Annotated in this window: 23 protein-coding genes and 2 pseudogenes; 14 read left to right on the top strand and 11 right to left on the bottom strand. The window is 57.4% G+C overall.

Annotated features, from left to right (window positions below; all coding sequences use genetic code 11):
* Positions 1-285 precede the first annotated feature (285 nt).
* Together C6558_RS23800 and C6558_RS23795 are read left to right on the top strand one after the other, a co-directional pair.
* Entirely contained in the window at positions 286-1,095 is an 810-nt protein-coding gene (locus C6558_RS23800; RefSeq protein WP_057207780.1) for a hypothetical protein, read from the top strand.
* A gap of 101 nt (positions 1,096-1,196) precedes the next feature.
* Complete coding sequence (locus C6558_RS23795; protein WP_057207673.1) at positions 1,197-1,679, top strand: hypothetical protein; 483 nt, start codon at positions 1,197-1,199, stop codon at positions 1,677-1,679.
* Between the two features lie 382 nt (positions 1,680-2,061).
* Here C6558_RS23795 and C6558_RS23790 read toward each other — a convergent pair whose 3' ends face one another.
* Both C6558_RS23790 and C6558_RS23785 read right to left on the bottom strand, forming a co-directional pair.
* Positions 2,062-2,508: a DUF2721 domain-containing protein gene (locus C6558_RS23790; protein WP_107027785.1), complete on the bottom strand. Its 447-nt coding sequence runs from the start codon at positions 2,506-2,508 to the stop codon at positions 2,062-2,064.
* Positions 2,509-2,850: 342 nt separating this feature from the next.
* The gene (locus C6558_RS23785) at positions 2,851-3,510 is read right to left on the bottom strand and encodes a hypothetical protein (protein ID WP_107027784.1); all 660 of its coding nucleotides are present in this window, start codon (positions 3,508-3,510) and stop codon (positions 2,851-2,853) included.
* Positions 3,511-4,239: 729 nt separating this feature from the next.
* On the opposite strand from C6558_RS23785, the gene repA reads away from it, so the two are divergent.
* Positions 4,240-5,463, top strand: coding sequence for a plasmid partitioning protein RepA (repA, locus tag C6558_RS23780; RefSeq protein ID WP_057213813.1), 1,224 nt, complete (start codon positions 4,240-4,242; stop codon positions 5,461-5,463).
* 52 nt (positions 5,464-5,515) lie between these two features.
* Positions 5,516-6,484, top strand: coding sequence for a plasmid partitioning protein RepB (repB, locus tag C6558_RS23775; RefSeq protein ID WP_107027783.1), 969 nt, complete (start codon positions 5,516-5,518; stop codon positions 6,482-6,484).
* Between the two features lie 586 nt (positions 6,485-7,070).
* Here repB and C6558_RS23770 read toward each other — a convergent pair.
* The gene (locus C6558_RS23770; protein WP_057247455.1) at positions 7,071-7,457 is read right to left on the bottom strand and encodes a type II toxin-antitoxin system VapC family toxin; all 387 of its coding nucleotides are present in this window, start codon (positions 7,455-7,457) and stop codon (positions 7,071-7,073) included.
* Positions 7,457-7,711 carry a type II toxin-antitoxin system VapB family antitoxin gene (locus C6558_RS23765; protein WP_057220940.1) on the bottom strand — a complete coding sequence of 85 codons (255 nt, stop codon included), beginning with the start codon at positions 7,709-7,711 and terminating at the stop codon, positions 7,457-7,459. The genes C6558_RS23770 and C6558_RS23765 overlap by 1 nt, the downstream gene beginning before the upstream one ends.
* A 111-nt stretch (positions 7,712-7,822) precedes the next feature.
* Between C6558_RS23765 and repC the strand changes: the two are divergent.
* Both repC and C6558_RS23755 read left to right on the top strand, forming a co-directional pair.
* Positions 7,823-8,124: pseudogene (gene repC / locus C6558_RS23760) on the top strand (replication initiation protein RepC); the annotation flags it as partial.
* 509 nt (positions 8,125-8,633) lie between these two features.
* Entirely contained in the window at positions 8,634-8,840 is a 207-nt protein-coding gene (locus C6558_RS23755) for a cold-shock protein (protein ID WP_057220938.1), read from the top strand.
* A 107-nt stretch (positions 8,841-8,947) separates the two neighbouring features.
* On the opposite strand, the gene C6558_RS23750 is transcribed toward C6558_RS23755, so the two are convergent.
* Genes C6558_RS23750 through C6558_RS23740 form a run of 3 tightly spaced genes read right to left on the bottom strand, consistent with a single transcriptional unit; the run spans position 8,948 to position 10,756 of the window.
* Entirely contained in the window at positions 8,948-10,108 is a 1,161-nt protein-coding gene (locus tag C6558_RS23750; protein ID WP_107027782.1) for a site-specific integrase, read from the bottom strand.
* On the bottom strand, positions 10,098-10,517 hold the full coding sequence (locus C6558_RS23745; RefSeq protein WP_057210669.1) for a type II toxin-antitoxin system VapC family toxin: 420 nt from the start codon (positions 10,515-10,517) through the stop codon (positions 10,098-10,100). The genes C6558_RS23750 and C6558_RS23745 overlap by 11 nt, the downstream gene beginning before the upstream one ends.
* Positions 10,514-10,756 carry a type II toxin-antitoxin system Phd/YefM family antitoxin gene (locus tag C6558_RS23740; RefSeq protein ID WP_057210673.1) on the bottom strand — a complete coding sequence of 81 codons (243 nt, stop codon included), beginning with the start codon at positions 10,754-10,756 and terminating at the stop codon, positions 10,514-10,516. Before C6558_RS23740 ends, C6558_RS23745 begins: the two co-directional genes overlap by 4 nt.
* A gap of 529 nt (positions 10,757-11,285) precedes the next feature.
* Here C6558_RS23740 and C6558_RS23735 point away from each other — a divergent pair.
* Complete coding sequence (locus C6558_RS23735; protein ID WP_146160907.1) at positions 11,286-12,005, top strand: hypothetical protein; 720 nt, start codon at positions 11,286-11,288, stop codon at positions 12,003-12,005.
* Positions 12,006-12,315: 310 nt separating this feature from the next.
* Here the strand turns inward: C6558_RS23735 and C6558_RS40950 are convergent.
* Positions 12,316-12,426, bottom strand: a pseudogene (locus C6558_RS40950) (integrase); the annotation flags it as partial.
* A gap of 255 nt (positions 12,427-12,681) precedes the next feature.
* Between C6558_RS40950 and C6558_RS23725 the strand changes: the two are divergent.
* On the top strand, positions 12,682-13,011 hold the full coding sequence (locus C6558_RS23725) for a hypothetical protein (protein WP_107027780.1): 330 nt from the start codon (positions 12,682-12,684) through the stop codon (positions 13,009-13,011).
* Positions 13,012-13,269: 258 nt separating this feature from the next.
* Entirely contained in the window at positions 13,270-13,782 is a 513-nt protein-coding gene (locus tag C6558_RS23720) for a hypothetical protein (protein ID WP_107027779.1), read from the top strand.
* 22 nt (positions 13,783-13,804) lie between these two features.
* Here the strand turns inward: C6558_RS23720 and C6558_RS23715 are convergent, their stop codons facing one another.
* From C6558_RS23715 to C6558_RS23700, 3 genes are all read right to left on the bottom strand, one after another.
* Positions 13,805-14,854, bottom strand: coding sequence for a PIN domain-containing protein (locus C6558_RS23715; RefSeq protein WP_107027778.1), 1,050 nt, complete (start codon positions 14,852-14,854; stop codon positions 13,805-13,807).
* 430 nt (positions 14,855-15,284) lie between these two features.
* Positions 15,285-16,838: an amidohydrolase family protein gene (locus tag C6558_RS23705; protein WP_107027777.1), complete on the bottom strand. Its 1,554-nt coding sequence runs from the start codon at positions 16,836-16,838 to the stop codon at positions 15,285-15,287.
* 32 nt (positions 16,839-16,870) lie between these two features.
* The gene (locus C6558_RS23700) at positions 16,871-17,680 is read right to left on the bottom strand and encodes a DUF5677 domain-containing protein (RefSeq protein WP_245449200.1); all 810 of its coding nucleotides are present in this window, start codon (positions 17,678-17,680) and stop codon (positions 16,871-16,873) included.
* 169 nt (positions 17,681-17,849) lie between these two features.
* Between C6558_RS23700 and C6558_RS23695 the strand changes: the two genes are divergently transcribed.
* The 5 genes from C6558_RS23695 (at position 17,850) to C6558_RS41680 (ending at position 24,356) form a co-directional block, all read left to right on the top strand.
* The gene (locus C6558_RS23695) at positions 17,850-18,365 is read left to right on the top strand and encodes a hypothetical protein (RefSeq protein ID WP_245449199.1); all 516 of its coding nucleotides are present in this window, start codon (positions 17,850-17,852) and stop codon (positions 18,363-18,365) included.
* Positions 18,346-19,035, top strand: a complete 690-nt coding sequence (locus tag C6558_RS23690) for a hypothetical protein (RefSeq protein WP_107027774.1) — start codon at positions 18,346-18,348, stop codon at positions 19,033-19,035. Before C6558_RS23695 ends, C6558_RS23690 begins: the two co-directional genes overlap by 20 nt.
* Positions 19,036-19,090: 55 nt before the next feature.
* On the top strand, positions 19,091-19,990 hold the full coding sequence (locus C6558_RS23685; protein WP_107027773.1) for a bacteriophage abortive infection AbiH family protein: 900 nt from the start codon (positions 19,091-19,093) through the stop codon (positions 19,988-19,990).
* Between the two features lie 112 nt (positions 19,991-20,102).
* Entirely contained in the window at positions 20,103-20,858 is a 756-nt protein-coding gene (locus tag C6558_RS23680) for a helix-turn-helix domain-containing protein (RefSeq protein ID WP_158268952.1), read from the top strand.
* 156 nt (positions 20,859-21,014) lie between these two features.
* On the top strand, positions 21,015-24,356 hold the full coding sequence (locus C6558_RS41680) for a DEAD/DEAH box helicase (RefSeq protein WP_107027771.1): 3,342 nt from the start codon (positions 21,015-21,017) through the stop codon (positions 24,354-24,356).
* Positions 24,357-24,968 lie beyond the last annotated feature (612 nt).

Here is a 24,968-nt window from a genome sequence, read left to right as displayed (position 1 = left end):
ACGCTATCGATGCCATGACGTACCTAGAACTCCGACCGACGCAGGCCGCGGGCGAATTACGACGTGCGGCTGCGACAGCAGGAATTTGCAGCACCCGGCCCGCGGTTTTGGAATTGCCAGTAAATTGCATTTGTGGAACGGTTGTCACGGCCCACTTTTTTGCCGTGTGTGGTCGCCCTGCACTTGCGACGAAAACAAGACTCAACCATCGTCGGCTGCGACATGCGAACCGGGGGGGTCATGCATGACTTCCGCCGGTTTAGAAACTGCACGCAAGGTGGGAGCATGACTGTGGCATCAGGTTCGCTTAAAATTTTAAGTTTCGCCATCCTTCTGACGTCTATCGCCGCATCGGCTCACGCCCAATCCAGTGAAGAGCTAGCGAAGAAGCTCTCAAACCCGATCGCGTCGCTGATCAGCGTTCCGTTCCAATTCAACTACGATCAGGGCTACGGACCGAACGACGGCGATCATACCGTGGTGAACATCCAGCCAGTAATTCCCATTTCGCTCAATGAAGACTGGAACCTGATTTCCCGAACGATCCTGCCCGTGACCTGGCAAGACGATATCGCGGGACCCTCAGGGGAGCAGTTCGGGCTTGGTGACACGCTACAGAGTTTCTTCCTGTCGCCTGCCAAGCCAACCGAGAATGGGATCATCTGGGGTATTGGCCCGGTGTTTCTGATTCCCACAGCAACCGACGAATTTCTTGGAAGCGGAAAGTGGGGCGCGGGTCCAACCGGCGTGGCTCTCAAGCAAGAGGGCCCCTGGACTTTTGGGATATTGGCGAACCATGTGTGGTCGTTCGCCGGACAGAGCAATCGAGCGGACGTCAGCTCAACGTTCCTGCAGCCTTTCATCTCTTACACGACGCCGGAAGCCTGGACCTTCTCCTTGAACACCGAGAGTACCTATGACTGGGAAACCAATGACTGGTCGGTCCCGATTAACTTCCAGGTGTCAAAATTGGTAAAGTTCGGCGAGCAACCCGTGAGCCTTGGCGTGGGCGCGCGTTACTGGGCGGAATCGCCGGAAAACGGGCCTGATGGCTGGGGGGTTCGAGCAATCGTCACGTTCTTGTTCCCAAAATAGCAACTTTGTAACGCTCACACTGTGCCGTCGAAACTCTGGCTTCTGGCGACACTTGAACCTCGCCCGCGTGCTCGGATCGGGCGCGTTGCCCTTGGATGACCATGGACAAATTATCTGCTCCCAACCCAATTCTTGAAATAGCGCTGGGCACCGTCATGGTCATTTTGATCATGTTGGTACACGGCATTGGCATTCGCACGATCAATCGGCGTTTCAGCAGGTCCTGGGTTCTCGTGAACAACACCACGCCGCATTGGCGTATCAATCTCTTGCTTGCCGTTGCGATCGGATCGCTGGCAATCCTTCATTTCGCCGAGACTCTCGTGTGGGCAGCGCCGATATCGATGATGGGGATAATTCCTTCAATGCGGGACAGCTATTACTTCGTCCTGGAGAGCTACACGACGCTTGGTGAAGGCACGGTAAGACTACCTGATAGTTGGCGTTTGATCGGGCCGATCATGGCGGTGTCGGGCTTGTTTACATTCGGATGGACGGGCAGCGTTCTAGTTAGCATCATGACCGAGTTCGGCAAGCTCGACAGAGGGCAGGCCAAGAAGGAATCGAAAGACTCCGAAGGATGAACGGCAAGGCTTGGACGCACCAGTATAGGTAGGATGTGATTTCGGCGACATTTCGGACAATTTCGACGTCGCCGTCATGCTACCGCTGAGGCACGGTATGATCGCTAAAGGATCACCGGGGAGCTAATCGGCACAAACCCGCTGCATTTGGCCTACAGCGTCGGCGTGACGCACTTCTGGAGTTACGGGCCGCGCGAAGATCAAAATGGCCGGCTTGATGAGTTCGGTGGCGTAAGAGCGCCGGTCGATGTCGAGCGGGAGGAAAGTGCCACGTAGGTGGACGCGGTCGTCGCCCTGCGTGGGGACTACTTCTTCACCTCGGAATCCCGGCGACGGGCTGGGTCCGGGGGGGGGGCGGTGCGTCGGCTGGGATGGCGGCCCGTCAGCGCATTTGCGATTTCGGCCTATTACAGTCGTCGTGCTCAATCTGGGAGAGCCTGATGTCCTGCAGGAGGCGGAAGAGCGACGCCGCCAGAAAACCGAGAGCCGCCATGAACAAAACGGCGGCTCCTGGTTCGTGGCGGTACCCAACAAAGGCGATGACGAATCCGAAGATCAGAAGGAACGTGACGCCGATTCCTGCCAACACGGCCAGGTGAAGCGCATTATTGAGCACACGTTCTCGCCGCCGCAGCTCGGTCATCTCCTTCTTCAACCACGCTCGGGTATCGCTTTCGTCGATCTCCCGAAGCTTTCTGATCCGCTCCGTAACGCCGGAAATCCGACTGGCCAGAATCGCCACCATCGCAGCGACCGCGTTGAGCATGAACGCCGGCGCGACCGCGTGACTAATCATGTTCGCAAGCTGGTCAGCTTCAACAGAGACCATGTTTCTCCTCCGGGTGTTCTCGGCCACCACCGGATATGTCCAGGGCGAGATGTATCATGCACAGTTTTCACCCTCGCAGGACTGGCTGGCGGCGCGCGCTCCTATCTGGACTTGCCGGATGATTCCTTCCGCTGGTGGCGCGGGTTTCCTGGGAGGATAGAAGGCGCGCTCATCGGACTTGACGGTTTGGCAGCTGATGGCTCGGGGCACAATATAATTGGCGTTGTGCTTCATATACTTACTCTCCCATGGCCGCCCGGTCCGTCGTGACGCATGGCGCAACGTAGGCCGGAGGGCCCAGAAGCTTGGAGCGGCCGTAAGTCCGCAATCGCGGTTAAGACACTACGGGATGACATTGACTGCACGCGCGGCCACGAGCACGAGTGTAAGGAGCGCGATGGCGCTTTCGAGCATCATCAGGAGCTTTGCGCGCGGCGTGAGCGGCAGCACATCGGTAGGACTGAACGCCGTAGCGGTATTAAACGCCAGAAAAAGATAGTCGACATAGAGCGGCCGCCAATTGGCTGATGCGAATTCGGGAGCCGACGACTGGGGAAAGAGCCAGTCAGGTCTCCTTGATATCCCACGCGCGATGCGTGAGGGACCACCAGAATCGACCTGCCAATAGAGAAGCGAGAACGCCAGAACGTTGGTGATCCAGATCGAAAACGATGAACTCAACAACGACACCTTTCGCGTCTCGGGCGGGTGTATCGTGATGATCCCTATCATATCGCCTAGTTCGGCGGCCGTATTGGCAACGTAGAGACTGGAAAGGACCATGATCGCAACGTGCTCGATCCGCAGCCAGACAGCATTCTCGGTCGACACCGTCACCATGATCATTGGAACAATAGCTGCTATCAGGACCCCGAATGACACCCATCGAGGCAGCGCGGAGACGTGATGCGGTAGAACCTCCAAAAAAGCGAAGACCGTAATGATTGCCAGAACCGGGGGCCAGCGGCGTTCGTCACGACCTTGTTGGATGACATTGCTCATCGCGTGGTCCCGATTGAGAACTTGAAGTTGCCAACGCCTTCCTGCTGCATCCGCCACAGGTGTATGTCATGTTACGCTATTCGCCTGTGATGCCCTACTTCATCGCCTGACCCTGTCGGGTGTCCGTGCAAGCCGACCGCCCTTCGTGCCAATGAAGCGATTAATGAAGTTGCCGCCTACACATCGCCCTTGAGTTTGCCGCTCATGAGCCTGCCCCCTTTTGAACCGGACAAGGTCCGTTTGCGCAAGGTCCGCCACGCAGACATCAACAAGCGCTCACTCCCGTTTCATCTCGCCCCGCGGGCGATCTCCACCGCAATTGGTGGCATTTTCGTATTGCCAACGCGCCAGTCAATTGCCCTTAAGGGATCCTTTCCGTCCGCTTCGAAAAGGATCATTATCTCGTGCCTCTCTCGGAGCTGGGCCAAATTCTTCCATTAAAGCCGCCGCTCGCGCTACCCACATCATGCCGCATGAACTGAGGTGCGCGACGGCGGAAGCAAGTCTTCAGACCGAGTCCGATGGGCGCGGGGCTCAGAGGACCGCCATTATCTGAACATCGACCGGCCTGGGCTCGGCGATGGCACACCGCTGGCTCGCTCCAAAGCCTCAGAAACAACCTTAACCTTTTGTTAATCCTAAATTCCTTGCCAGCAGGGCGATTTCACCCATAATAACGCTTAGGCAGTCCTTCCGGCTGAAAAACCGTTATTCGAGAGCTCCCCTGCAATGAACGCTAATTCACCTCCCGCGGCCCGTGCTCAGCCAACGCAGTTCGAGGATCTTATCCTGGAGCAGGGCGATCTGATCTCGAAGAAGCTCCATCTCCTCAGCATGCAGCAGTTTCCCCCGAACGCCAAAAAGCTGCTGCGTCAGTTTTCGCTGAATGAAGTCGCACAGTTTCTGGGCGTGTCGCAGAGCACCCTGAAGAAGCTGCACCTTGAAGGTAAGGGTCCCCTCCCCCAGACATCGACGTCTGGAAGGCGTTCTTACAGCGCCGAACAGATGGTGGAGTTGCGCCGATATCTCGACCAGCATGGTCGCTCGGAAGCGCGCCATTACATGCCGAAACGCCGAGCCGGTGAAAAACTTCAGATCATCGCGGTCGTCAACTTCAAGGGCGGTTCGGGCAAAACGACGACCGCTGCCCATTTGGCTCAGTACCTGGCTCTGACCGGACACCGGGTACTGGCAGTCGACCTGGACCCGCAGGCCTCCTTGTCGTCGCTTCACGGTTTCCAGCCGGAACTCGACCAGACGCCATCGCTTTACGACGCGATCCGTTACGATGAAGAACGCCGGCCGATTTCTGAGGTGATCTTACCGACGAATTTCCCCGGTCTTGATATCATCCCAGCGAACCTCGAACTGCAGGAGTTCGAGTATGATACGCCGCTTGCGATGTCGAACAGAAGCTCGAACGAGGGTAAGACCTTCTTCACGCGTATCTCGCGCGCGTTGGCCGAAGTGGATGACCGATACGACGTCGTGGTGATCGACTGCCCTCCCCAGCTGGGTTATCTCACCATCACGGCATTGACTGCAGCCACGAGCGTCCTGATTACGATTCATCCTCAGATGCTCGATGTGATGTCTATGGGACAATTTCTCTTGATGCTCGGCGGCATCTTGAAGCCGATCCGCGATGCGGGCGCGGAGGTCAATCTGGAATGGTATCGTTATCTGATCACCAGGTACGAGCCGACCGACGGACCGCAAGGACAGATGGTTGGCTTCATGCAGACGCTGTTTCACCAGTTCGTCCTGAAGAACCAGATGCTGAAGTCAACGGCGGTGTCGGATGCCGGCATCACCAAGCAGACTCTTTATGAAGTCGACAAGAGCCAGATGACCCGCTCAACCTATGAGCGCGCCATGGATGCCTTGAATGCTGTCAATTCGGAAATCGCTGACCTGGTCCACGCCTCCTGGGGACGTAAGGTCGCCGGCTGACGATCGACTATGGGATGACCGCTCATGCGGTACAGACAAACGGAGTAACGAGATGGCGAGAAAGAACTTACTGGCAGGTCTGGTTGACGCGGCCGATACTCCGCAGACAGACATCGCGCCTGCCTATCCAATGCGCGGTGCATCGAAGAGCATGGTTCGTTCGCTTGATGAACTTTCCAGGCAGGCCGACAAGTTCCTTGAAGGCGAAACGATTGTCGAACTCGACCCGGATTCGATCGACGGATCCTTCGTGGTCGACCGCCTTGAGGATGACCGAGAGGAATTCGAAGCTCTCAAGCAGGCGATTGCCGAACGAGGCCAGGATACGCCGATCCTTGTGCGCCCTCACCCGTCGGCGTCTGGTCGCTATCAGGTGGTGTTCGGACATCGCCGTGTCCGGGCGGCCCGCGAGCTCGGCGCCAAGGTCAAGGCTGTTGTTCGAGCGCTGGATGATCGCACGCATGTCATTGCGCAGGGGCAGGAGAATTCCGCGCGCGCCAATCTTTCCTTCATCGAGCGGGCGAGCTTTGCCCATCGGCTGGAGGCGCTTGGGCATGATCGCTCGGTAATCTCTTCATCCCTTACCGCCGACAAGACGGCGATCTCGAAGATGATGACCGTGACCGAACGGATTTCGCCGGAGGTCATCAGGAGCATTGGCCCTGCCCCGTCGATCGGACGCGATCGTTGGCTTGAGCTCTCACTGCTCGCTGGAAAGGCGGACAACGCGGGACAGATTGGCGAAGTTCTGGCACAGCCCTCATTTGGCTCGCTCACCAGCGACGAGCGTTTCAATGCGCTCTTCAACGCGCTTGCGACCTCGAGGAAGCCTGTCAGGAAGGCGGTGCTCCAGGTCAAGGATCACTGGCAAGCCGAAGATAAGGCTGTGCAAGCTCAGTACTCGAACTCCGGCAAGGCATTCGCGCTTTCGATGAAATCAAAGAATGCCGGGCGTTTTGGCAAATACCTCGCAGACAATCTGGATCGGCTTTACGCCGAGTTCCTGTCCGCTAAGGATTGAATGGAAGCCCAAAAGGGCCGTTTCGAACACTTTTCTTGGTGGGAGGCTTGGTCAGATTGACCGTTTGCAAAAGGGATCCTGAAGGCCGGGTGAGTCTTAAGGTTTGTCTGCCAGCAAGCAGAAAATTGGTGTGCAAACCCAATGGTGTATTCGGAGATTTGGTCAGCATGAAAGCCTGGACCGAAAGACGCTCGCGAGTGGGCCCGTAAGGCAAGAAGTTGTCGGCCGGCAATTTCGGGATAATCCGCTGAAAAATCAATGAATTAACGCGGTGCGGACTACACCAGGCCGGCGGTAGCGTCTTCGGCCCCGACGCAAACGCGCTCAGCAGCACCGCCTGAATCGCGCAGATCGATCAGGCAGACTCGCTTTTGAGTGATGTTGCGTCTATTGAGACAGGCGGTTGTTGGAGGTAGCACCGCGGGCAGGGCTTTGGCGAACGGGGCATTTGATGCCGATTTCGGATCCATCTTTCGCAAGACCTGATGAACAGTCGGTCCCTACCGTTATCGCGCGCGAGTTTCCATCGCGCGACATTCGCCTATCATTCGATCCGGCAAGTGCAGCCTGCGCCGGTCATTGATTGTCAGGCTGCTTCTATGTCTGTGCGCGAGAAATCGTCGCCTTTGAAAAGCAATGGCTCGTTGCGCGACTTGGCCAGCGCATAGGAAAAACAGTCCCCAAAATTCAGGCTCGCCGGGTGCCGGCCCTTGCCAAAGCTGCGCCAGGCACGTCTTGCAATAGCAATCTGTTCCGCGTCGACAGCGACGACTTCGACACCCGCTTTGTAGAGCCATAGATCGAGCTCGGCAGCGCCCGCCTCGCCGAGGCGAGCCTCGATCACGATGGACAGTTCAAGAATTGTCGCAGCTGAAATGAAACGCCGCGGAGCGTCGACTACTTTTTGCTCGTAGGTTTCTGCGTCCGGTTCGTTGAACGCGATCGCAACAATTGCTGATGTGTCGATGACCATCAGTTGGGAAGGCCGTTTTCGTCATACCCCAAAATCTCATCGGCAGAGCGCTTATCCAGCACCGGGAGCTTCGCCCAGCGTTTACGGCTCGCCGCCAGCTCCTCGAGAAGCACTTCGCGATTTCCGGCATTTGCGAGGCGCCGCAGCCGCTCTTCCAGGGCGCGGCGCGTGGCCATGGTGATAGTTTCTCCGGTCTTCTCGGCCAGGGCCTTGGCAAGCCGTTCGGTCTCCAGATCTTTAATACTGAGCGCCATCGAAGGTTCCTTGGTTCCTGATTTTCTGTATTCTACCTGACCGCAGTGTTGATGCAAGAGAAGTATCCGGGCTGATGGATTGCGAAGAAACCGCTGAAGTCGCGCTCTCAGAAGATCGCGATGTATGGGCCGGAAGGCGCGATTTCGAGTTGGCGGGAACTGATGACGGCCGCGGTGGTCGTCCGATCAATGCTCGGTGTCAGTCCGAGCGCCAACCAGGATGCTTGCGACGCCATGGCCCCGGAAAATGCGGCCGCGACGATGGCCTGCATTCTCGAGAGGGCAGGGCACATCAACTCGGCCGGCGGGTATCTTCGCAATCTGACGGACAAGGCGCGGCGAGGGGGTTTTCGCTCGGACCGGTGCTGATGGCTCTATTGCGGGCGAACCCGGTGATTGCTCGAAGCGCCTAGCGAACGGCTCTTTGGAGGGCAGCAACCTGAAGCTTCTCGCTACCCCGGCGAGTCTGTCGTAGTCGCTTGCGTTGTCGCCAATAGAGTCATATATTTTGCACAATAAATGAGTTATTCGATATGGCGGAATGATCATGCCTCAGGTTCTGAAATCTCTAGAGCAAAGCGGTCCCCTGGTCCTGTCCTATATGGATCGCTCGGGAAAGATCGCTGTGGAACGGGTCGCAACCGGCTTCGGCGGCGCATCGGCGCAATAAGCGCGTCTTGTTCTTGCAGCCATAATACGTCGGCTCTACCGTGCTTACAGCAAAGGTAAGCAACCAAGACCCGGAATTTAGGTCCGGTGGGATAGACGCGATATAGCAGGACCGCCGGCTGTTGGCTGCGTTCGGCCAAGACACGACAGCTCGCATGACTTTCCGTTGACGCCGGAACCGTCTACTAATGTGAGCGCACCAGTGTCATTCGAGCCTATCAGTCCGACAGGACAATGATCAAAGGAGGATACCTTGGCAACCGGTACGGTAAAATGGTTCAACACAACAAAAGGCTTCGGTTTCATCCAGCCGGATGACGGAACTGCCGATGTGTTCGTCCACATTTCCGCGGTGGAGCGAGCTGGTCTACGCGGACTCAACGACGGCCAGAAGATTACCTATGAGCTGGTGAAAGACCGCAAGTCCGGCAAGATGTCAGCCGACAACCTCCAGACCTGAGCCCATTGCGATTCTGCAGCTTACTGCATGCAGTGTTTGTTCTGCTCCAGCGGTGCCTCTGGCCGGACGTCCAGGACCACACGCCTCCGCCGGTATGACCGGCGCTTTCAGGTGATCAGCCGGGCGGCGCGCCCCTGTTTGCGTTCCACGTCATTGTAATAGCGAGCGGCCTGCGTGACGGACTTGTGCAGCGACTGCTGCATGGCTTCAGGGAGCGGGATGCCCCGATTGGCAGCCTCGGTCAGATAGCCTGACCGCAACCCATGCGCGGAAAATAGCGTCGGGTCGAGCCCGGCATGTTTGCAGCGGCCCTTCAGGATCAGGTTGACCGACTGCGGCGTCAGCGCCCGCTGGTCGATATTCCCCCATTGGTCAATGCGTCGGAACACCGGCCCCTCTTCGATATTGGCTTCCTCCAGCCAACGTTTCAGCGCAACCACTGGCCGGCCGATCAGCAGCACATGTTCGTCGTCGTCACTCGTCGTCGTCTTCGTGCGGCCGAGCCGGATCGACAGGCAGGGGAGGGGAGGGGATTTCTCGTCGTTTGGATCTGTCCGAACCGGGTCCTCATCGTTGAGATCCTCAACGCGCATCGCCGCCACTTCTGATCGGCGCCGTCCGCCGGAGGCGAACGCGGCCAGAAGCAGTGCACGATCGCGTAGATCGACCAGACGCTCGCTGGCGCACGCGAGCAGAAGCTTCGCCAGGATATCGCCCGTCACCGCCTTTTTGCTCTTGCGTTGCCGCGGCCGTGCACTGGCGCGAACGGCCAGTCGCAGGGCGGATTTCAGCGAAGGGCGGTCAAAGGAACCGATGAGGCCGCGCCAACGGGTGAGGATCGACCAGCTTGTTAGCCGGCGTCGAACGGTTTGCGGGGCGTGTGGCCCGTCGGCGCGCAAGAGGCGTTGAGAACGCAAGCCGCTTTCCACCTCTGCCGGCATGCCATGGCCTGGATCCTCGGCCCGCTTAGCCGGGTCCCAGAGGTGATGGGCGACGAATTTGAGAAGCAGACTCTCCGGCGCCGGCCAGGGGAGGGGAGTGCCAGTGGCGAGCTGGCACCAGGCCTCGAGATAGCCGAGGTCAGAAGCAAGCGCCCTCAGGGTATTGTTGCCCATGCCTTCGCTGGCGAGGTGTTTTAGCGTCGCAACATCGTTGTCGGTCAGAAGTGCAGCAAGCTGGTCGCGGCGGTCGAAGGGCAGGATGGCGTCCAGGGCGTCGAGTTGCTCGGCTCGAGCCAGAGCACTTGATTGGATCCCGTCAGTGCTCATTGCCGAACGGTCCCAGGACCGGCACTTTCTCTGCCCGCGCTGCAGCCGCCAGCTTTCGATCGAGGGTCGCCAACGGAAGGGACCGGGCGATCGCGAGCTCGAGATAGGCAGCATCATACGCACTGAGCCCTTGCGCCGTCGCAAGCTCGATCACCGATCCGTCCTGGCCGGCGCCGGCGTCCTCAAGTGGGAGGCGCCGCAATCTGGTCATCGCCGTCAATGCCTGACCCGCCGCAATGCGCTGGCGCCTTTCGGCGGTTACAAGGATGCTCCTGGCTTCGTGCCAGAAGAGACCTGGGACCGGACACTGGCCGGATATGCTGGCGATCAGTTCTTCAGCGATTTCGCTGTGCTCTTCCGGAAGCAGCCAGGCGGCTGCGGTTGAGGCATCGAGAACGAAGACGCTCAAAATCGCTGTCCTTCGCGCTTCCAGTCAAGGATCTCATCGTTGGTAACGGGTTTGGCACGCAAGCGAGCCGCCCGGACTTCTGCCATCAGGAAGCCGAGCTCATTGTCCTTGTGGATCCGGCTAAGCTTGGCGACCGGATCGTTGCCGCGGGAAATGATGACCTCTTCACCGGCTTCGACGCGCGCCAGGAGTTCGGAGAGATGCGCCTTGGCCTCGGCGACTTTGACGGTGACGCTCATGGGAAACTCCGCTGAACAATGGCTCTCGTCGCGCAGATTTCGGACGAGCGCAAATTTGACGTTCTGAGCTAAAAATAGAGCGCACGTACGTGTTGGTCAACTGGTGGACCATCTCACTATCGATACTTGATACCTATCGATAATGATGGGGCGTGAATACGGCCGTCCTGATGACGGAAGTAAATTGTATATTAACTTCTGTTTTCGAAATTTAACACGTTAATTCATATGGTTACGAATGTGTTAAACCCGTGAGCTTGAAGATGATGCGGGTTTGGTTTGCCCTGCAATTGCCGCGGCGAGAAAAGATCTAGGCGATGAATGGCTACCTTGCTCGCCGAGGAGGGGAGGGGACAAACCCCAGTCGTGATCCTCTTGGGCTCTGCATTCCCGCAAGCCGAAAACGCTCTAGACGGCTCTCTTACTGGCTTTGGCTGGATGGTGGCTCATCTTCACTGACAAAGAATGTCTTAATCAACTTTTTGTACTCGGAGACGAGCGTAATCTTTCTATTTTGGGTCGCATGCTAATGCAGTCTTTCAAGACGTTCGCCACGTGGACCGTGGCTCTGGCCTTCGGGACATTCGCTGTCACGGTGTTTGTCGTCTATGCATGCAACAATCTTGTTGCTCCCAAACTGCCTACGTCTGAGCGATTGCTCAGTGGAGATACGCTCCGTGTGCCATCGCGTATTAATCAACAGACCGCAGGCGAATTCTTGGATGTCCTCTCGAAGCACAGGGGTGAAATCGAGAGGATCGAAGCCAAGGGCTATGGTGGCGAGGCCGAAGCTGCCGCAACAATTGCCGAAGCAATTCGATCGACCGGTTTGAAGCCAGTTGTTCCGGATGGCACTGGATGCGTTTCCGTCTGTGTCGGGGTTCTCGTCGAGAGTGGAAGCACGGACGTTGCTGATCAAGGTTATGTGCTCTTTCACGCAGGCAGAATAACGGCTCGGAACGATGCATCCGCATGCGTGGTCTGCCGGCTCGCCTCAAATGCCCTGGATGCTATCGTTGGACCGCTCACCCCTCCATCCACAGTCGGCGCGATGCAGATCTGGGCAAAGGCGTTCTCACCAGCGCTCCCCGCCTTTTTCGACAGCTGCACCATCAATCCGCTCTCGACTGAAGAAGGAATGGCGCTTTCCGGGGCGCAGCTTAAGGCGATCAGCGCGGGGAATAGCCCGTCATGTAACGCCCTCAGCAAGCAGAGCTTCACATGGCTGAAGGACTTTCTTCGGAAATAACGCGAGTGGACCGCATCGACTGAAGCTGCATTTCCGGGCAACGGGTTGGTCCGTTGGCCGAAACGTTGCCTGGCGATGGGCACAGATCAGCGACGGAGATCGTAGCGGCGAGGGCGGAACTGGGGAATCCGGCCTGGCGCACAATTGATGCCGGCCGCTCCATAGGCATGAGGAGTCCCTTGAGCGCTATTACGGGCACGACGTCACGTCCCATCGCATTTTGATGCCGCCAACGTCTGAGATCTTCCTCGCTTGGGACGCTCAACTCTCCTGCAGAGAAGGGATGACCTCGAGATCATTATACGAAATGTCACAGGATCCTCGATGCCCGGCCGCTTCGTTGGGTCGCGTTGCTATAGTAGGTGGAGGCTTGCTGCACCGAATAATGACGTGATTGCGCCATCGCTTCGGGGAAGGGGAGGTTTCCGGCGTGGGGTGTTATCTGATTGCATCACCACGTTCGGGGTAGTGGTAGCAAGTTCGAATCTTGCTACTCCGACTAGCGGATTAAGCCTTGTCCTGAGCGCTTTATAGCTATCCCTTGTATATAGAGCCCTCTGAGGGTCTCCCTGACAGAAATCCCGACAGATATTTTTCAAACGTTCGAGATGCTGATTTTTCAGATTTCCCGAAATCGGTTAGCATCACAACCAACAGGCGTAGGGTGGAGGCTGAGGTGAAGGTTATCTATGCTGCACTCATGACAGCGCTGACGACTTCTGTCGCGCATGCCGATGATGTGTCCGTTCTGAAAAAGAAGGCCTGGTCCACGGACCGTCAGAGCGGGTACGTCATCACGTACAAGCACGACGGAAAAGTGGGCAATGACGCCAAGGTCTATTGTGTCAGCGGGGGCAAGCCAGCCTATTTGGTTGAGGGGCTGGATAGGGGAGACGGACAGAAGATCGGCATCATGGTTGATGACGATAACGGCGGCCTCGCAACCGATCTTGCTCCCGGATATATGCGCTGGGCGATCGATGTGTGGAGGCTGACCTGCAGATGATTGGTGCGGCGGCCAGAATCGAACTGGCGCACTGATCGAGTGACTAAGTCGATCCCTTGCATCGTATCATCCAGTCTCGATGTCCAGGCTGCATCCAAAATGACGGCTACGATTTGTCCACCACCCTCCGACTCGCCAACTTGCGCTCCACCCGGCTGCTACGGTCCACATAAACATCATTCGCTATCGGCGCGAAAGGATCAAGTTGACGGCAACTCCACGTCATGGAACATCCTTTTCGCAAGGGCAGGGGGCTGCATGGCTGACGAAGCAATTTGGACGACGAAAGAGATCGTAGCCACGGTTCTTGGCACAGGCGTCTTGTCAGGCTTAACCTCGGTAGTCGTCGAGTTCTTCCGAGGCCTATTCAGGCGCAAGCGCAGCAGGACTTACCTGTGCATGAGGATCGCCACCGCTCTCGAATCATACGCCATCAGTTGTGCGGAGTTGCTGGAAGCGGCGGATGCACATTACGGGCAAACCCAGACACCGCTGATCATCTCGCTTCCCGACGCTCCGGTTTATCCGGACGATCTCGATTGGCACGCGATTAATCCCGAAATCGCTTACCTCGTCATGAGCTTCCTCAATGAGCGTGAGGCCCAAGCTGCGAGTGCTCGTCACGCCGACCATTTCGAAGGCGATCTATTCGGTGGGCACGAAGCGGTGAAGACGACGGGCAAAAGGGCATACGAGCTGGCAACCGTCCTTAGAGGCATCGCTAATCTTCAGGCGCCTGATTTCGACAACGTGCTGAAGCCGCTGTTTTAGTAATCTCTGGGTTACATCCAGATCATTCAAAGATCGCCCGTTTTGTCAGCAGCTCTTTCTCTTTAAACTCGGTAGTCTTCTTATCAATGCGGACATAGAGCTTGAGGTGGGCACGATTGCGGACCGACTCGGTAGCGGAAGTGACATACTCTGCATCACCCTCTTCAACATCAAGATCGACGTAAAGATAGCCAACGGTCGCTCGTAAGATGCAGGGGACTTCCAAGATTAATGATATCGAATCGTCATCGATTGCTGCGAGCGTATATCCGTCAACGGCAAGAACCTCGTCTACGAAAATCGCCTTGACCGTGCCGTCAACAAGATCGCCAAAATATAGCCCCTCAAGGTAGTCCGATTGCTCTTGCAGGGTCTGGATCAATTGATAATCGAAGTACGGCTCGTCGAAGATGGCATCGACCAGTGGTTCGATATCTGCATCCGACTCCGCGACGCAAGAAGCCAGCAATTCGTCGATGGAGGCCAAAGGTATCAGTGAAGTGTGTGACGCAGCGGCATCGCGGAAGGCGGTGTCACCACTCACAACGTACATCTTCATCTGATGCTTGGAGCAATAGTCTGCAAGCGCCTCTACGATGAAGGCGTCGGGAAACTCCTTACTGCCGCGCTTTGCGAAAGGAGCCACTTCGGCGAAATACTTCTCAAAGATTTTTCGCGGATGAACATCCAATGCAAGGATGTGGTTCGCCGAGAATTCACTGACGAGGATGTCGAGAACGCCCCGCCACGTTGAGCGGGTCAGTTCACCTTCGTCGATCTTCGGAAGGGTAGGCATTCCAGGTGCGATCTGCGCCATACGTCCAAAATCTCTGGCAATCTTGTTCAGGCGGCCGGTCTTTTCGGTGACGTCCTCTGCAATCTGCCGATTGATCTCCATGAAGGTAATGTCAGTCGTGTGAAGCGATAGCCGACCAGCCTCGACATACTCTCCGAACGTTTTGAACTGGCTGTTACGCAGATTGAACCCGGCCCGTCGGTAAGCCTCCGTATCGAAGAATACGTGCCGCGTTTTCAGCGGTTGCGCTGCCTGTCGTGTCGGCTTCGATGTCATTGCTTACCCCTACTCTTAACGGCTGCTGCCCGCGTCAGCTCACCTATCTCAAGATCGCTGCTGGGTTCAACGACAATGATTGAAGCGGTCTTGACCCCTTCCCTTCATGGAGAACTTTCTTGACGGGATGAGCCCCGAGTTTCATGAGGTGGGTAATGTCCGCGCATCGCATGCGGTTACGAACACGCATTTTCGAAGCATTCGCCGATAGCTGGACCGAGTCCACGCGCCGGCGCATCACAATCGTGCCAAACGTCTTGGTGGCGACATTCCGGGTGACAATCCCGCAGGCGAGGCCGTCCGACCCACCCCACGCTCCGACGGGAGGCTCTTCGCCGAAACTGTGGCCGCGGGGGAGCGACAATGCATAGAAATCGAACTCCCACTGCGGGATTTTTCGCATTACGTCGCCTTCGGCTGTTCGGGAAGGCTAGAGGGCTTGCTTCACATAGGCCGGGAGGTTGATGTTGGCTTTCAACGCGGGGATGAAACCAGGATCGTCGACGGCCGTGATCGGCGACATGGGCAAAGGTTTCAACATCGGCGCCGCGGCCTTCATGATGTCCTGCAATGTCGAGAATCGCTGATTGTCTTCCAACTCGAAATCGATTGTGATCGCATCGCGCTCGATTGCCTGAAATCCCATGATCGTAGGCGAGGGAGCGCTTGCGGCGAGCTCAGGCAGGTGCGCTAGGCCGAACGCCAACTTTGCGATCGCGGTACCAAGTGAGAGCCCGGCAAGCGGATCGTCGCCGGCTTCGGTTAAATCGAGGACGTAATCCTTCCCGCCGATAACGATCCGTTCCTGTTCCTTGGCGTTGAAGTCAAGGAAGCCAAGGCGACCGTGCCGGGGCCTTCCATTGATCAGCACAACCAGTACGTCGCTCTCTCGTGCGTCGATGAGTTGCGCGTAGGCATCGCCCGCGTCACCATCGAGGATCAGGAGGTCCGCTTTCAGTCCGCGTTCAATGCTACCGACCTGGCCCTGCCAACCGAGCATTTTCGCGGGTGTCGATGTCACCATCCGTGACAGCTCCTCAAGAGAAAACAGGCCTCCCAGATGGTCACTGACGATGCGCGCGATCTTCAGCTCGCCCAGGAGGTTCTTGCTGCCGCTTGGCGACCAGTCGGACCCGAGTGCGATCGGGACGCCGGCAGCTTTTGCGGATGCGACGTCTGCGGTCTTTCCGTAAAGCAGGAGGTTGGAAAGCGGTGACCAGACCATCCCGGCAGCAGCGGCGATGCGTTGAAAGTCGGCCGCCTGCAGTCCGGTGCAATGGATCGGGATCAGATCCGGATCGATGGCCCATGTGTTGGGCGTGTATTCGAGATCGAGAAAGCGCTGGCGTGCGTCCTGGTCGGTTCCTTCGCTGAGGTGATAGAAGAAGGGGCGATCCTTCTGAAGCGCGGGGACGAGGTCCGATGCGATCTGGGCTGCCGTGTAGTCCAGCGTCTGGCCACCGGCGGCTGGGAAGGCAGGGTCGCGGGGCGCTTCGACATTGCGGGTGAGGCCCTGGTACCATTTCGAGCCGCCGCCTCTGCTTAGGCCTTGCGTTGTCGTCGTCCCGCCAAGCAGCGACCGGCATTCAACGAAGCGCGCGATGCTGCGCGGGTAGTCGACATCAACGTTGCCGCCGATGACATTGGCGGGGAGGGAGATCGAAACCTTGTAGTCGGGTTCGTGCTCGCGCCACTGATTTCGGTTGGTGTAGGTCTTCGGGACGTTCCATAGCGGCAGGAAATTGTAGCTCAAGTGGTTATGAAGCTCGATGAGGCCTGGGTAGATCGTCCCGTGGGTGTCGATCGGCGTGATGCCAGCGAATTCATTGGGAACATGACCAGGGTCGGCGACGACGGCGGCGATGCGGTCGGCTTCGATGCAGATCGCGCCATGGGGGTAGATGGTGCCGTTGCCATCCATCGTGACGATGCGGCCGACGAGAACCTGTCGAACGCCGTGGACCGCTGCAATGAAATTTCCCATCTAAACTCCCCCAGAGACTGACTTTGAAATTTTTAGGCGTTGTCTTCCTGCTGCGACTGTTGGTCGGCGCGGTGCCGTTCACTTGCCAAGGCCCGGTAGCGTCGAAGTAGCGTCTGAAATTCGTCCCAAACGTCCGTTTTTGCTTTGATCTTCATGATGAGCAGAGTGGCGATTGTCATAGAAATGCCGAGCTCTGTCATCGTGTGGTGAAAATCGTAGTCGTCGAGCGCCGGATGAAGGGTTAGCGTTGCCGAGCCGGTTTCGGGATGCTCGATATAGTGCCGGTTGAGAGCGGTGACGCTCACGTGAGCGGCGTCCCCGGAAATATCGCGATAGCTGCGATAAAGCCGATCGAAGTCGCTGCCTTCCAGGAGCGTACCGAGTTGGATTGCCTTCGCGCCCTGGAGCCCTTGATCGACAAATTCCTGCAGCTGTTGCCTGACGTCGTCCGTACCGCTGAACGTCTTCGCATCGAGATGAAGAGCAGCCCGCGAATGCCGGCTCTTGAAGTCGTCGTCCTTCATTTTTGAGACGAAAGCGGGATTTCGGTCCAGCGCGATGAGGTACATCGTGGCCTCAAGGACGCCGCGGGAATGGATGCGAAAATCAAGCTGTCGGTCGTTTTCGAGCAGGAGCAAGGCGCCCTCGAACAGCGTGAGCGCTCGGGCGTACAGCGCCATTTTGAGCGCTATCAGCTCCCGTTCCTCATCTGAGGCGACGTCGACCGGATTTTCTGAAGTGAAGCGCCTGGCAGCGTCCACATAGTCATTCATCCAGGCAAGCCATTGCAATGAGCGCGATCGCTGTTCGGTCACGGAAAATAGCTCCGAAAAAATTCGCATGGCTGGGGATTCCTGACAGAATTTCGCGGGAGCCCGAAGCCATCGCCAGGCATATAGGAAAGGCAAAGAGTGTTGGATTTCGTCTTCTTGCGGGCGAATTCGGTTTTCATGTCGCGGTGCCGATTTTCATTGAGGTATTTCATGGTAGATGAATGTTATGAGGGATGATTTGCAAGAAATACTTTCAGTATTCGCGGCCGCGGTGCGTGCACTTTTGCAGGATAAGGATCTTGCCTATGCTGATCCTGCCGAGCGGGCGCTTGTCGCTCGGATTCGGGATCTCCTGCATGAGGAATATGCCGGCTGGTCGATCGATTTGGAGTGGAATCGCCGCGAGGATGTGATCAAGCGCCTTCGCTATGACCTGAGCGATGATGAGTTGATTGGGAAGGACGCGATCGTGCCTGACCTGATCGTACATCGGGTCGGGAAGCGTGAAAATTTGCTCGTCGTCGAGGTCAAGAAGTCGACCAACAAAAACTTCGATGGGGACATCTGGAAACTCAAGGGAATGACGGAGCAGGCCGGGGCTTACGGGTATCTGGTTGGGCTTCATCTGGTAATCGACGTGAAGGCGGGGATCGCGCCGCGTTGCGACGTCTATGTCGACGCAGCGTTGGACGAAGAGTTGACGGAGTGGATGCGCGCCGAGCTGGGGGAGCAGATTGACTGCGGATCCTGTTGAGATCGTAAAACTGCTCGGCCGCTTTACCGGGCCGGACTTGACGCAGACTTTATCGCGCATCGAGGGCGCGGTGCGAGGCGTGTCGGCAGGCGACTGCACGGGATTCCTCGCAAATGCCGGGGCTGGCCGTGAGGTGCTTGCGGCCGCGGCCGGCATGAAGCGGCTCGCCGGACAGATCAATGTCACAATCCATGCGCTCGGCATTCTCATGTGCCTGCCACATATTCTCGAGCCGGGCGAGCGCGTCCAATCTGTGTCTCTCGGCGCGGGAAATACGGGCCGCGATTTCGATCTGGAGACGAATGTCCGGGTTGCCGAATTCAAATTCATTCAGTGGCGAGGCGGGCCCGAGACGATCCGTCAGAATTCGGTTTTCAAGGATTACATGCTGCTTGCGGAGCATCGAACGGCGAAGCGCAAGCACCTCTATTTGCTCGGAACAGAGCATGCGATCAGGTTCTTGCGAGGTGGTCGCGCCATGTCGAGCGTCTTGAGCAGAAACGCCAAGCTGCAGAGGATGTTTACGGAGCGGTTCGGGGAGCGCTTCCGGACAGTCGGCGATTATTACGCGGCTCACGCAAGCGCGGTTCAGATCGACGATGTTTCGCCTTGGCTTTCGGAATTGGCGGAGGAGCTGATCGCGGAGCCGGAAATGGGCGTGAGCGATTGAAGAGCAGCGCAGATGAGCGAATGTGTTGGCGAACGGAAAACACTGAAGGGCTGGGATGGGGAAAACGCTTTACATCATCGGAAACGGCTTCGATCTCCACCACGGAATTCCGTCATCCTATAAGGCGTTCGGCGAGTATCTCGGGCGGTCGGATGCCAAGACCTATGAGGTCGTCGAGAAATACTTCGCGATGGATGCTCAGTTCTGGGCCGAATTCGAGGATCGGTTGGCCTATTTCGACAGCGATTCGCTGATCGAGGACGCGTCCAACTTTCTGGTCGGATATGGTGCTGAGGATTGGAGCGACGCATACCACCACGATTACCAGTACGAGATTCAGCAGGCGGTCGAGGCGATCTCGACGACGTTGCGGTTGCGCTTCGCCGAATGGATACGCCAGCTTCCTGTCCCATGGGCTTCTGAGTTTAGCGGGCAGCGCGTGCCGGTGGATCCGTCGGCGGTCTTCTTGAACTTCAATTACACGCCGTCGCTGAAACGCCTGTATGGGGTTCCCGATATCAAAGTGTTGCACATCCATGGAGCGGCGGCGTGTCCAACGGAGACGTTGGTGCTGGGCCATGGACGGGAGCCCGATCCAAACCCGGATCCCTACCGTTTCGAGCAGGATCCGGAGGGTGCGGATATGCGCGTCGTCGAAGGGCAGGGGATTGTCGACGACTACTTCAGGGACACGTTCAAACCCACCGCCAAAGTCATCGAGAAAAACGCAGCCTTCTTTGCCGGGCTGTCGGATGTCGATCGGATTGTTGTGATGGGACATTCGGTGTCGGAGGTCGATCACCCGTATTTTGAGGAGGTGATCGCGAATATCGACGTCAAGCGGGTGGGCTGGAAGGTCAGCTACTACGGGGATCTTGATGGGCTGCGTAAGCGCATGGAGTCGTTGAGTGTGCCGGCCCATCTGACGGAATATGCCTTGCTGGATGCGTTTTGAAGTATCAGTTGGCGTAACGCCACTTGCTGGAAAATATGAAACTGAAGGATTTTGGGACCTCTTTTGCTTTCGAACTTTGAGGCACTCTACGGTTATCGAAAGGAACCGAACGATGTCTTTGAACGAGCTTTTGAACAGCATAGCCGACTTCCCCGAGCGCTCCCGGGAAGTGCCCTCTTCACCGCCGCTTGAAACGGTAGCTTTCTTCGTACGGTGGTCACGCGGACTGAAAAACTGGAAGGTCTCGACACTTGCCGACTACGCGGGCGTTTCGGTATCGACCGTGGAGCGGGTCGAGCGTGGTGAAAAGGTGAGCGTGGAAAATCTCGACAGGATCGCTGTCGCGCTGGGGTACGAGACGGGCAAGCTCCACGCTCCGCGCATACCGCTTGGTGCAGACAAGGCGGCGGAAGATCTGATCGAGACTTACGGCTACCTCGAACAGGTGTCGGTCGTCCCACTGAAAACCCAGAAGACCATTCGAGATGCGGCGAAGTGCGCCGGCATCCTGGTTCACAAGCACGCCGTACCGGAGCGGCACGACGACGATATTGCAAACCTGGCCGAATGGATTGAGCTCGCTGGGTTCATATTGAGCGAGGATATCGAAAGGGATGGTCAGGAACCCAAAAGACGTCGCCTCTATAGGGACATTCAGGACCATGTGGCCGAAATGGAGCGGCAAGGGCTGACGGTGCTCGTTGGTGTTATGGACGCTCCCCAGCCACGATTTCCCGATGTGAAAGTCGCCATACTCGCCATCACGACGAAAGCCGCTGATCCGGGTGCGGTAAAACGGGAGCACGTCTGGGTCGATCGTCGCAACGTCAGCAATCTTAGCTTTGACGTTCCCGACATGGAGCCGTAGGCGCTTTCCGGGTCGGAGATACCATCGAGCCAGCCGGCAGCATTCGGCCGAGTAGTGCAATCGTTCCGTTCGAACTCTCTTGTGGAACAGGCGGCTTGCAGGAGGTCGCCCGACCTTCTGGGCGTTGCGGCGGCCGGGGAGCCATACTACCGTTGAGTGTATAGTCAAGGGTCCGCATTTCATTTGCCTGGAGGCGACGTGGATACGCTTTTCAAAGAAGATCTGGAAATTTCGCTTCCGCCGCAATTCGCGATAGCTGGTAAAATCCACGGTGCCTCTGTCAGGAAACTCGGCCATCCCGGCCGCAAGCTGATCGCCTCTGCGAACGAGTTTACCGAAAAGCGAGTTCGGGGACTGTTTCTCCGCAGTCCCGATGGACGGCGCGAGGTGGCAGTGATCCCCCGAAAGACTGATGTGGATCTGCCCAGCGACGAGATACTGCGCCATCCGGCGGCGGTGAGCCTCGCGGAATTCCGGAAAGATTCGACCCCTGGCGTCTGGATCAAGCCCGCCGCAGCCGATGCCACCGGCATCTCAATCGAGGAACTCGAAGGCAGGTGCGACGAAATCCGCCGATCTTGGCGAGGGGCGTTCACCTTTACCGAAGAGCGCATCGTCGGCGACATCGTTGTCCAGCCCGGTCTTAGGAAGCCGCAAATAGGTGCGATACATGCCGCCCTCGGCCATTGGACCGCTTCTTCTACCCCCGCGACGATTGTCATGCCAACGGGAACGGGCAAGACCGAGACGATGCTGGCGCTTATGGTCGTCGCCGAAATCGAGCGGCTTCTTGTCGTCGTGCCCAGCGACGCCTTGCGGACGCAAATCTCGGAGAAGTTCCTTAGCCTCGGGGTGCTCAAGGACAGCGGTTGTCTCGCCGCTGACGCGAAGTTGCCCGTCGTTGCGACACTCGAAGAAATCCCCAAGTCGGTTGAGGAGGTCGACGAAATCTTCAGGCGGGTCAACGTGGTCGTCACAACGATGGACGCGGTCGCCAAGGCAAGCGGGGAAGTTCAGTTGAGGATGGCGGAGCTTGTAGGCCACCTTTTCGTCGACGAAGCCCACCATATCGCCGCCAAGACGTGGCGGGAGTTCAAGGCGCAGTTCGCTAACCGCATTGTCCTGCAATTCACCGCGACGCCGTATCGGACCGATGGGCGGCGCGTCGATGGCAAGTTCATCTACAACTACCCACTCGCCAAGGCCTATGCCGAGGGGTATTTCAAGAAGATCCACTTCAAGCCGATTTATGGACTCGACCGGGACGACGCCGACTTGCGGATCATCCAGGCCGTCAAGACAGCCTTGATCCAAGACGAGGCAGAGGGCCACGTTCATCTCGCGATGGCGCGCTGTCGGATAATCGAAACCGCCGTCAAGCTGCACCGCCTCTATTGCCAGCTTCTACCGAAGTACAACCCCGTCATCGTCTACAGCAGCCTCTCCTCGAAGGCGAAGTTGGAGGCTCTCCGGAAGCTGAGGTCCGGAGAGAGCAGGATCGTGGTGTGCGTTGACATGTTGGGCGAAGGCTTCGACCTTCCTGAACTCAAGATCGCGGCGCTGCACGACAAGCATCAGAGTGAGGCCATCACCGTACAGTTCGTCGGGCGATTCACCAGAACGCGGAAAGACCTCGGCGACGCGACGGTAATCGCCAACGTCGTCGCCGCCGGTATGCGGGACAGCCTTCAGGCGCTTTACAATGAAGACGCCGACTGGAACCACCTGCTCGAAGGCCTCGGAACCCGTAACACCGCCCGCGAAGAGCGGCGGCAGGAAGTATTCGAGGGTTTCGACCAGCCGCCGACGGATTTTCCGCTGGATCAGGTGACACCTCGGCTAAGCGCGGTCGTGTACGAGACCGCTTGCGAACGATGGGATCCGAACAAGATCGTCGATGCCTATGGCCCCGGCTCCATTATCGAAGGTCCGTCGATCAACTACGCCGAGCGGCTTGCGGTCTGGGTTCTGAAAACCGAAGAGAAGCTCAAGTGGACGTCGATGCGCCAGCCCGTAAATTCGGCGTATCATCTGTACGCATGCCATTGGGATGACGAACGGCAGCTTCTCTACGTCAGCAGTTCGAACCTGAGCGATCTCCACGCCAGGCTGGCTGAAAAGGTTGTCGGGGCCGATGCGAAGCGAATTCGCGGAGACGACGTCTTCAGGGTGCTGGACGGCTACAAGCGCTTGATCCTCAGCCATCTTGGCCTTTCGGAAGCGGTCCGGAAGCCGATCAGGTATTCCCAGTTCATGGGCAGCGACATAGCTCCCCAGCTTACCGACGACCCCGCCAATCGCGGCCGGATGAAGACGAACATCTTTGGCCAAGGTTATTCGGCGAGTGGCAAGTCGACGATCGGGTGTTCCACGAAGGGTAAGATCTGGTCATACGAGTCCGTTCATGGGTTCGCAGGCTGGATGGAGTGGTGCAAGGTCATCGGTGCGAAGCTGCAGGACTCATCAATCCAGCCCGACGGTATTCTGCGACGGCTGGTTCAGCCCACCAAGCTCACTTCGATGCCCGACAAGCACGCTGTAGCCATCAATTGGCCCGAGGCGGTCCTGCATGTCGATGATGACCGGGTGGATTTGGTTTTCGGCGACGTCTCGGTTCCGTTCTACGATTGCGAGATCCGCATTCTATCCCAGATTCCCGGCACCGAGATCGTGATGAGGGTCGGAGGAGATGACAGGTTCGTCGATGTCGCGATGACCATAGACGGTTCCGGTGCGCACTATAGGCCGACGGCCGTGAGCGGCGTCCGTATCGGTAAGAAAACAACGGATTTGGTCACATGGTTCAAGGACGATCCGCCGCATATCTACTTCGCGGATGGCAATATGCTTTTGGCGTCCGAGTTGCTCAAGCTGCCCGACGACCACGCTCCGCCGTTCGACCCCGATCGCTTGATTGCCCGGGACTGGAGCGGCGTCAACATCAAGAAGGAATCGCAGGGCAGAAACAAGGACGCGACCAGCATTCAGCGCCGCGTCATCGACGACCTGCTGCAGAACGGTGGGTTCGATGTCGTTTTCGACGATGACGGCTCTGGCGAATCCGCAGACGTCGTAGCGATCAAGAAAGAGGGTGACGTCATCACGGTGGCGATGTTCCATTGCAAGTACTCGAGCGATTTTACCCCGTCCGCCAGGGTCGATGACCTCTACGAGGTATGTGGCCAGACACAGAAGGCGATCCGCTGGAGGGAACGGCCGGATCTCCTGTTCGCCCGGTTAAGAAAACGCGAGACGGCGATACAGAAGAAGTTTGGGCTTTCAAGGTTGGAGAAGGGCAGCGTTATCGACCTGATCCAATGGCATAACCGCTGGAGCGAGTTCGACTATCGTTTTGAGATGACCGCGGTCCAGCCTGGGTACTCGAAATCGGAGGCGATCCGACAGCAGGATAAAGGGCAGCTGGAAATTCTCGCCGCAACACAATCGCTGCTCATGGACACGTGGGCCATACCATTCACGTTCCAATGCAGTCCTTGAATTGAAGATTTTGAACCTGCAGGAAATTGGAATGCGTCAGTCTGCGAGAGTGCTAGATATGGACGGTCCAGCTTCGGCTTCGATAGAAAATTTGAATGGCCGGTAATGAAGAAGACGTCTTCCGCAAAGCTAAGTCTGAATATCAAGCTCTGCAGATTTTGCAAGTGCTAATGCTCCCTGTCGCATGTGGTCGCTCTCATGACAGTATTTTGGGGGCATGCTTGGACAAATGTACGGAACCCCAGAAGAAATTCGGGCGGTCATAAGTTTTCTTGAGCGATCCGGCTTGGTACGCACAGACGCGGGTGAACGAGTGGCTGAGGGTAAGCAAATCGTTGATGGAGTGGCGCGCCCTACGCGAAAATAATGTATTTGATGGTCAGGTTTCATCAAGTCCGGTTGTGAGAGACGCAAGACCGATTGTCTCCAACAAAATCATATGGATACATCATTTCAGTGATGCCGAGACTACGGGTCGTAGGTCCGTATCCTTTCAAGGCGAAGGTTTGAAAGTCGGCTCAGGGGCCGGGAGCAGACTGGCGGCTTTAAGGTGGCGCCTGGAAGGAAGTTGTCGGTCAGCTAACGCGCACATCCGCTGGTCGGGGCGGCACG

This window comes from Ensifer sp. NM-2, from assembly GCF_003024455.1.
In the GTDB taxonomy this organism is placed as follows: domain Bacteria; phylum Pseudomonadota; class Alphaproteobacteria; order Rhizobiales; family Rhizobiaceae; genus Ensifer; species Ensifer canadensis.
This window is presented reverse-complemented; position numbering and strand designations above follow the sequence as displayed.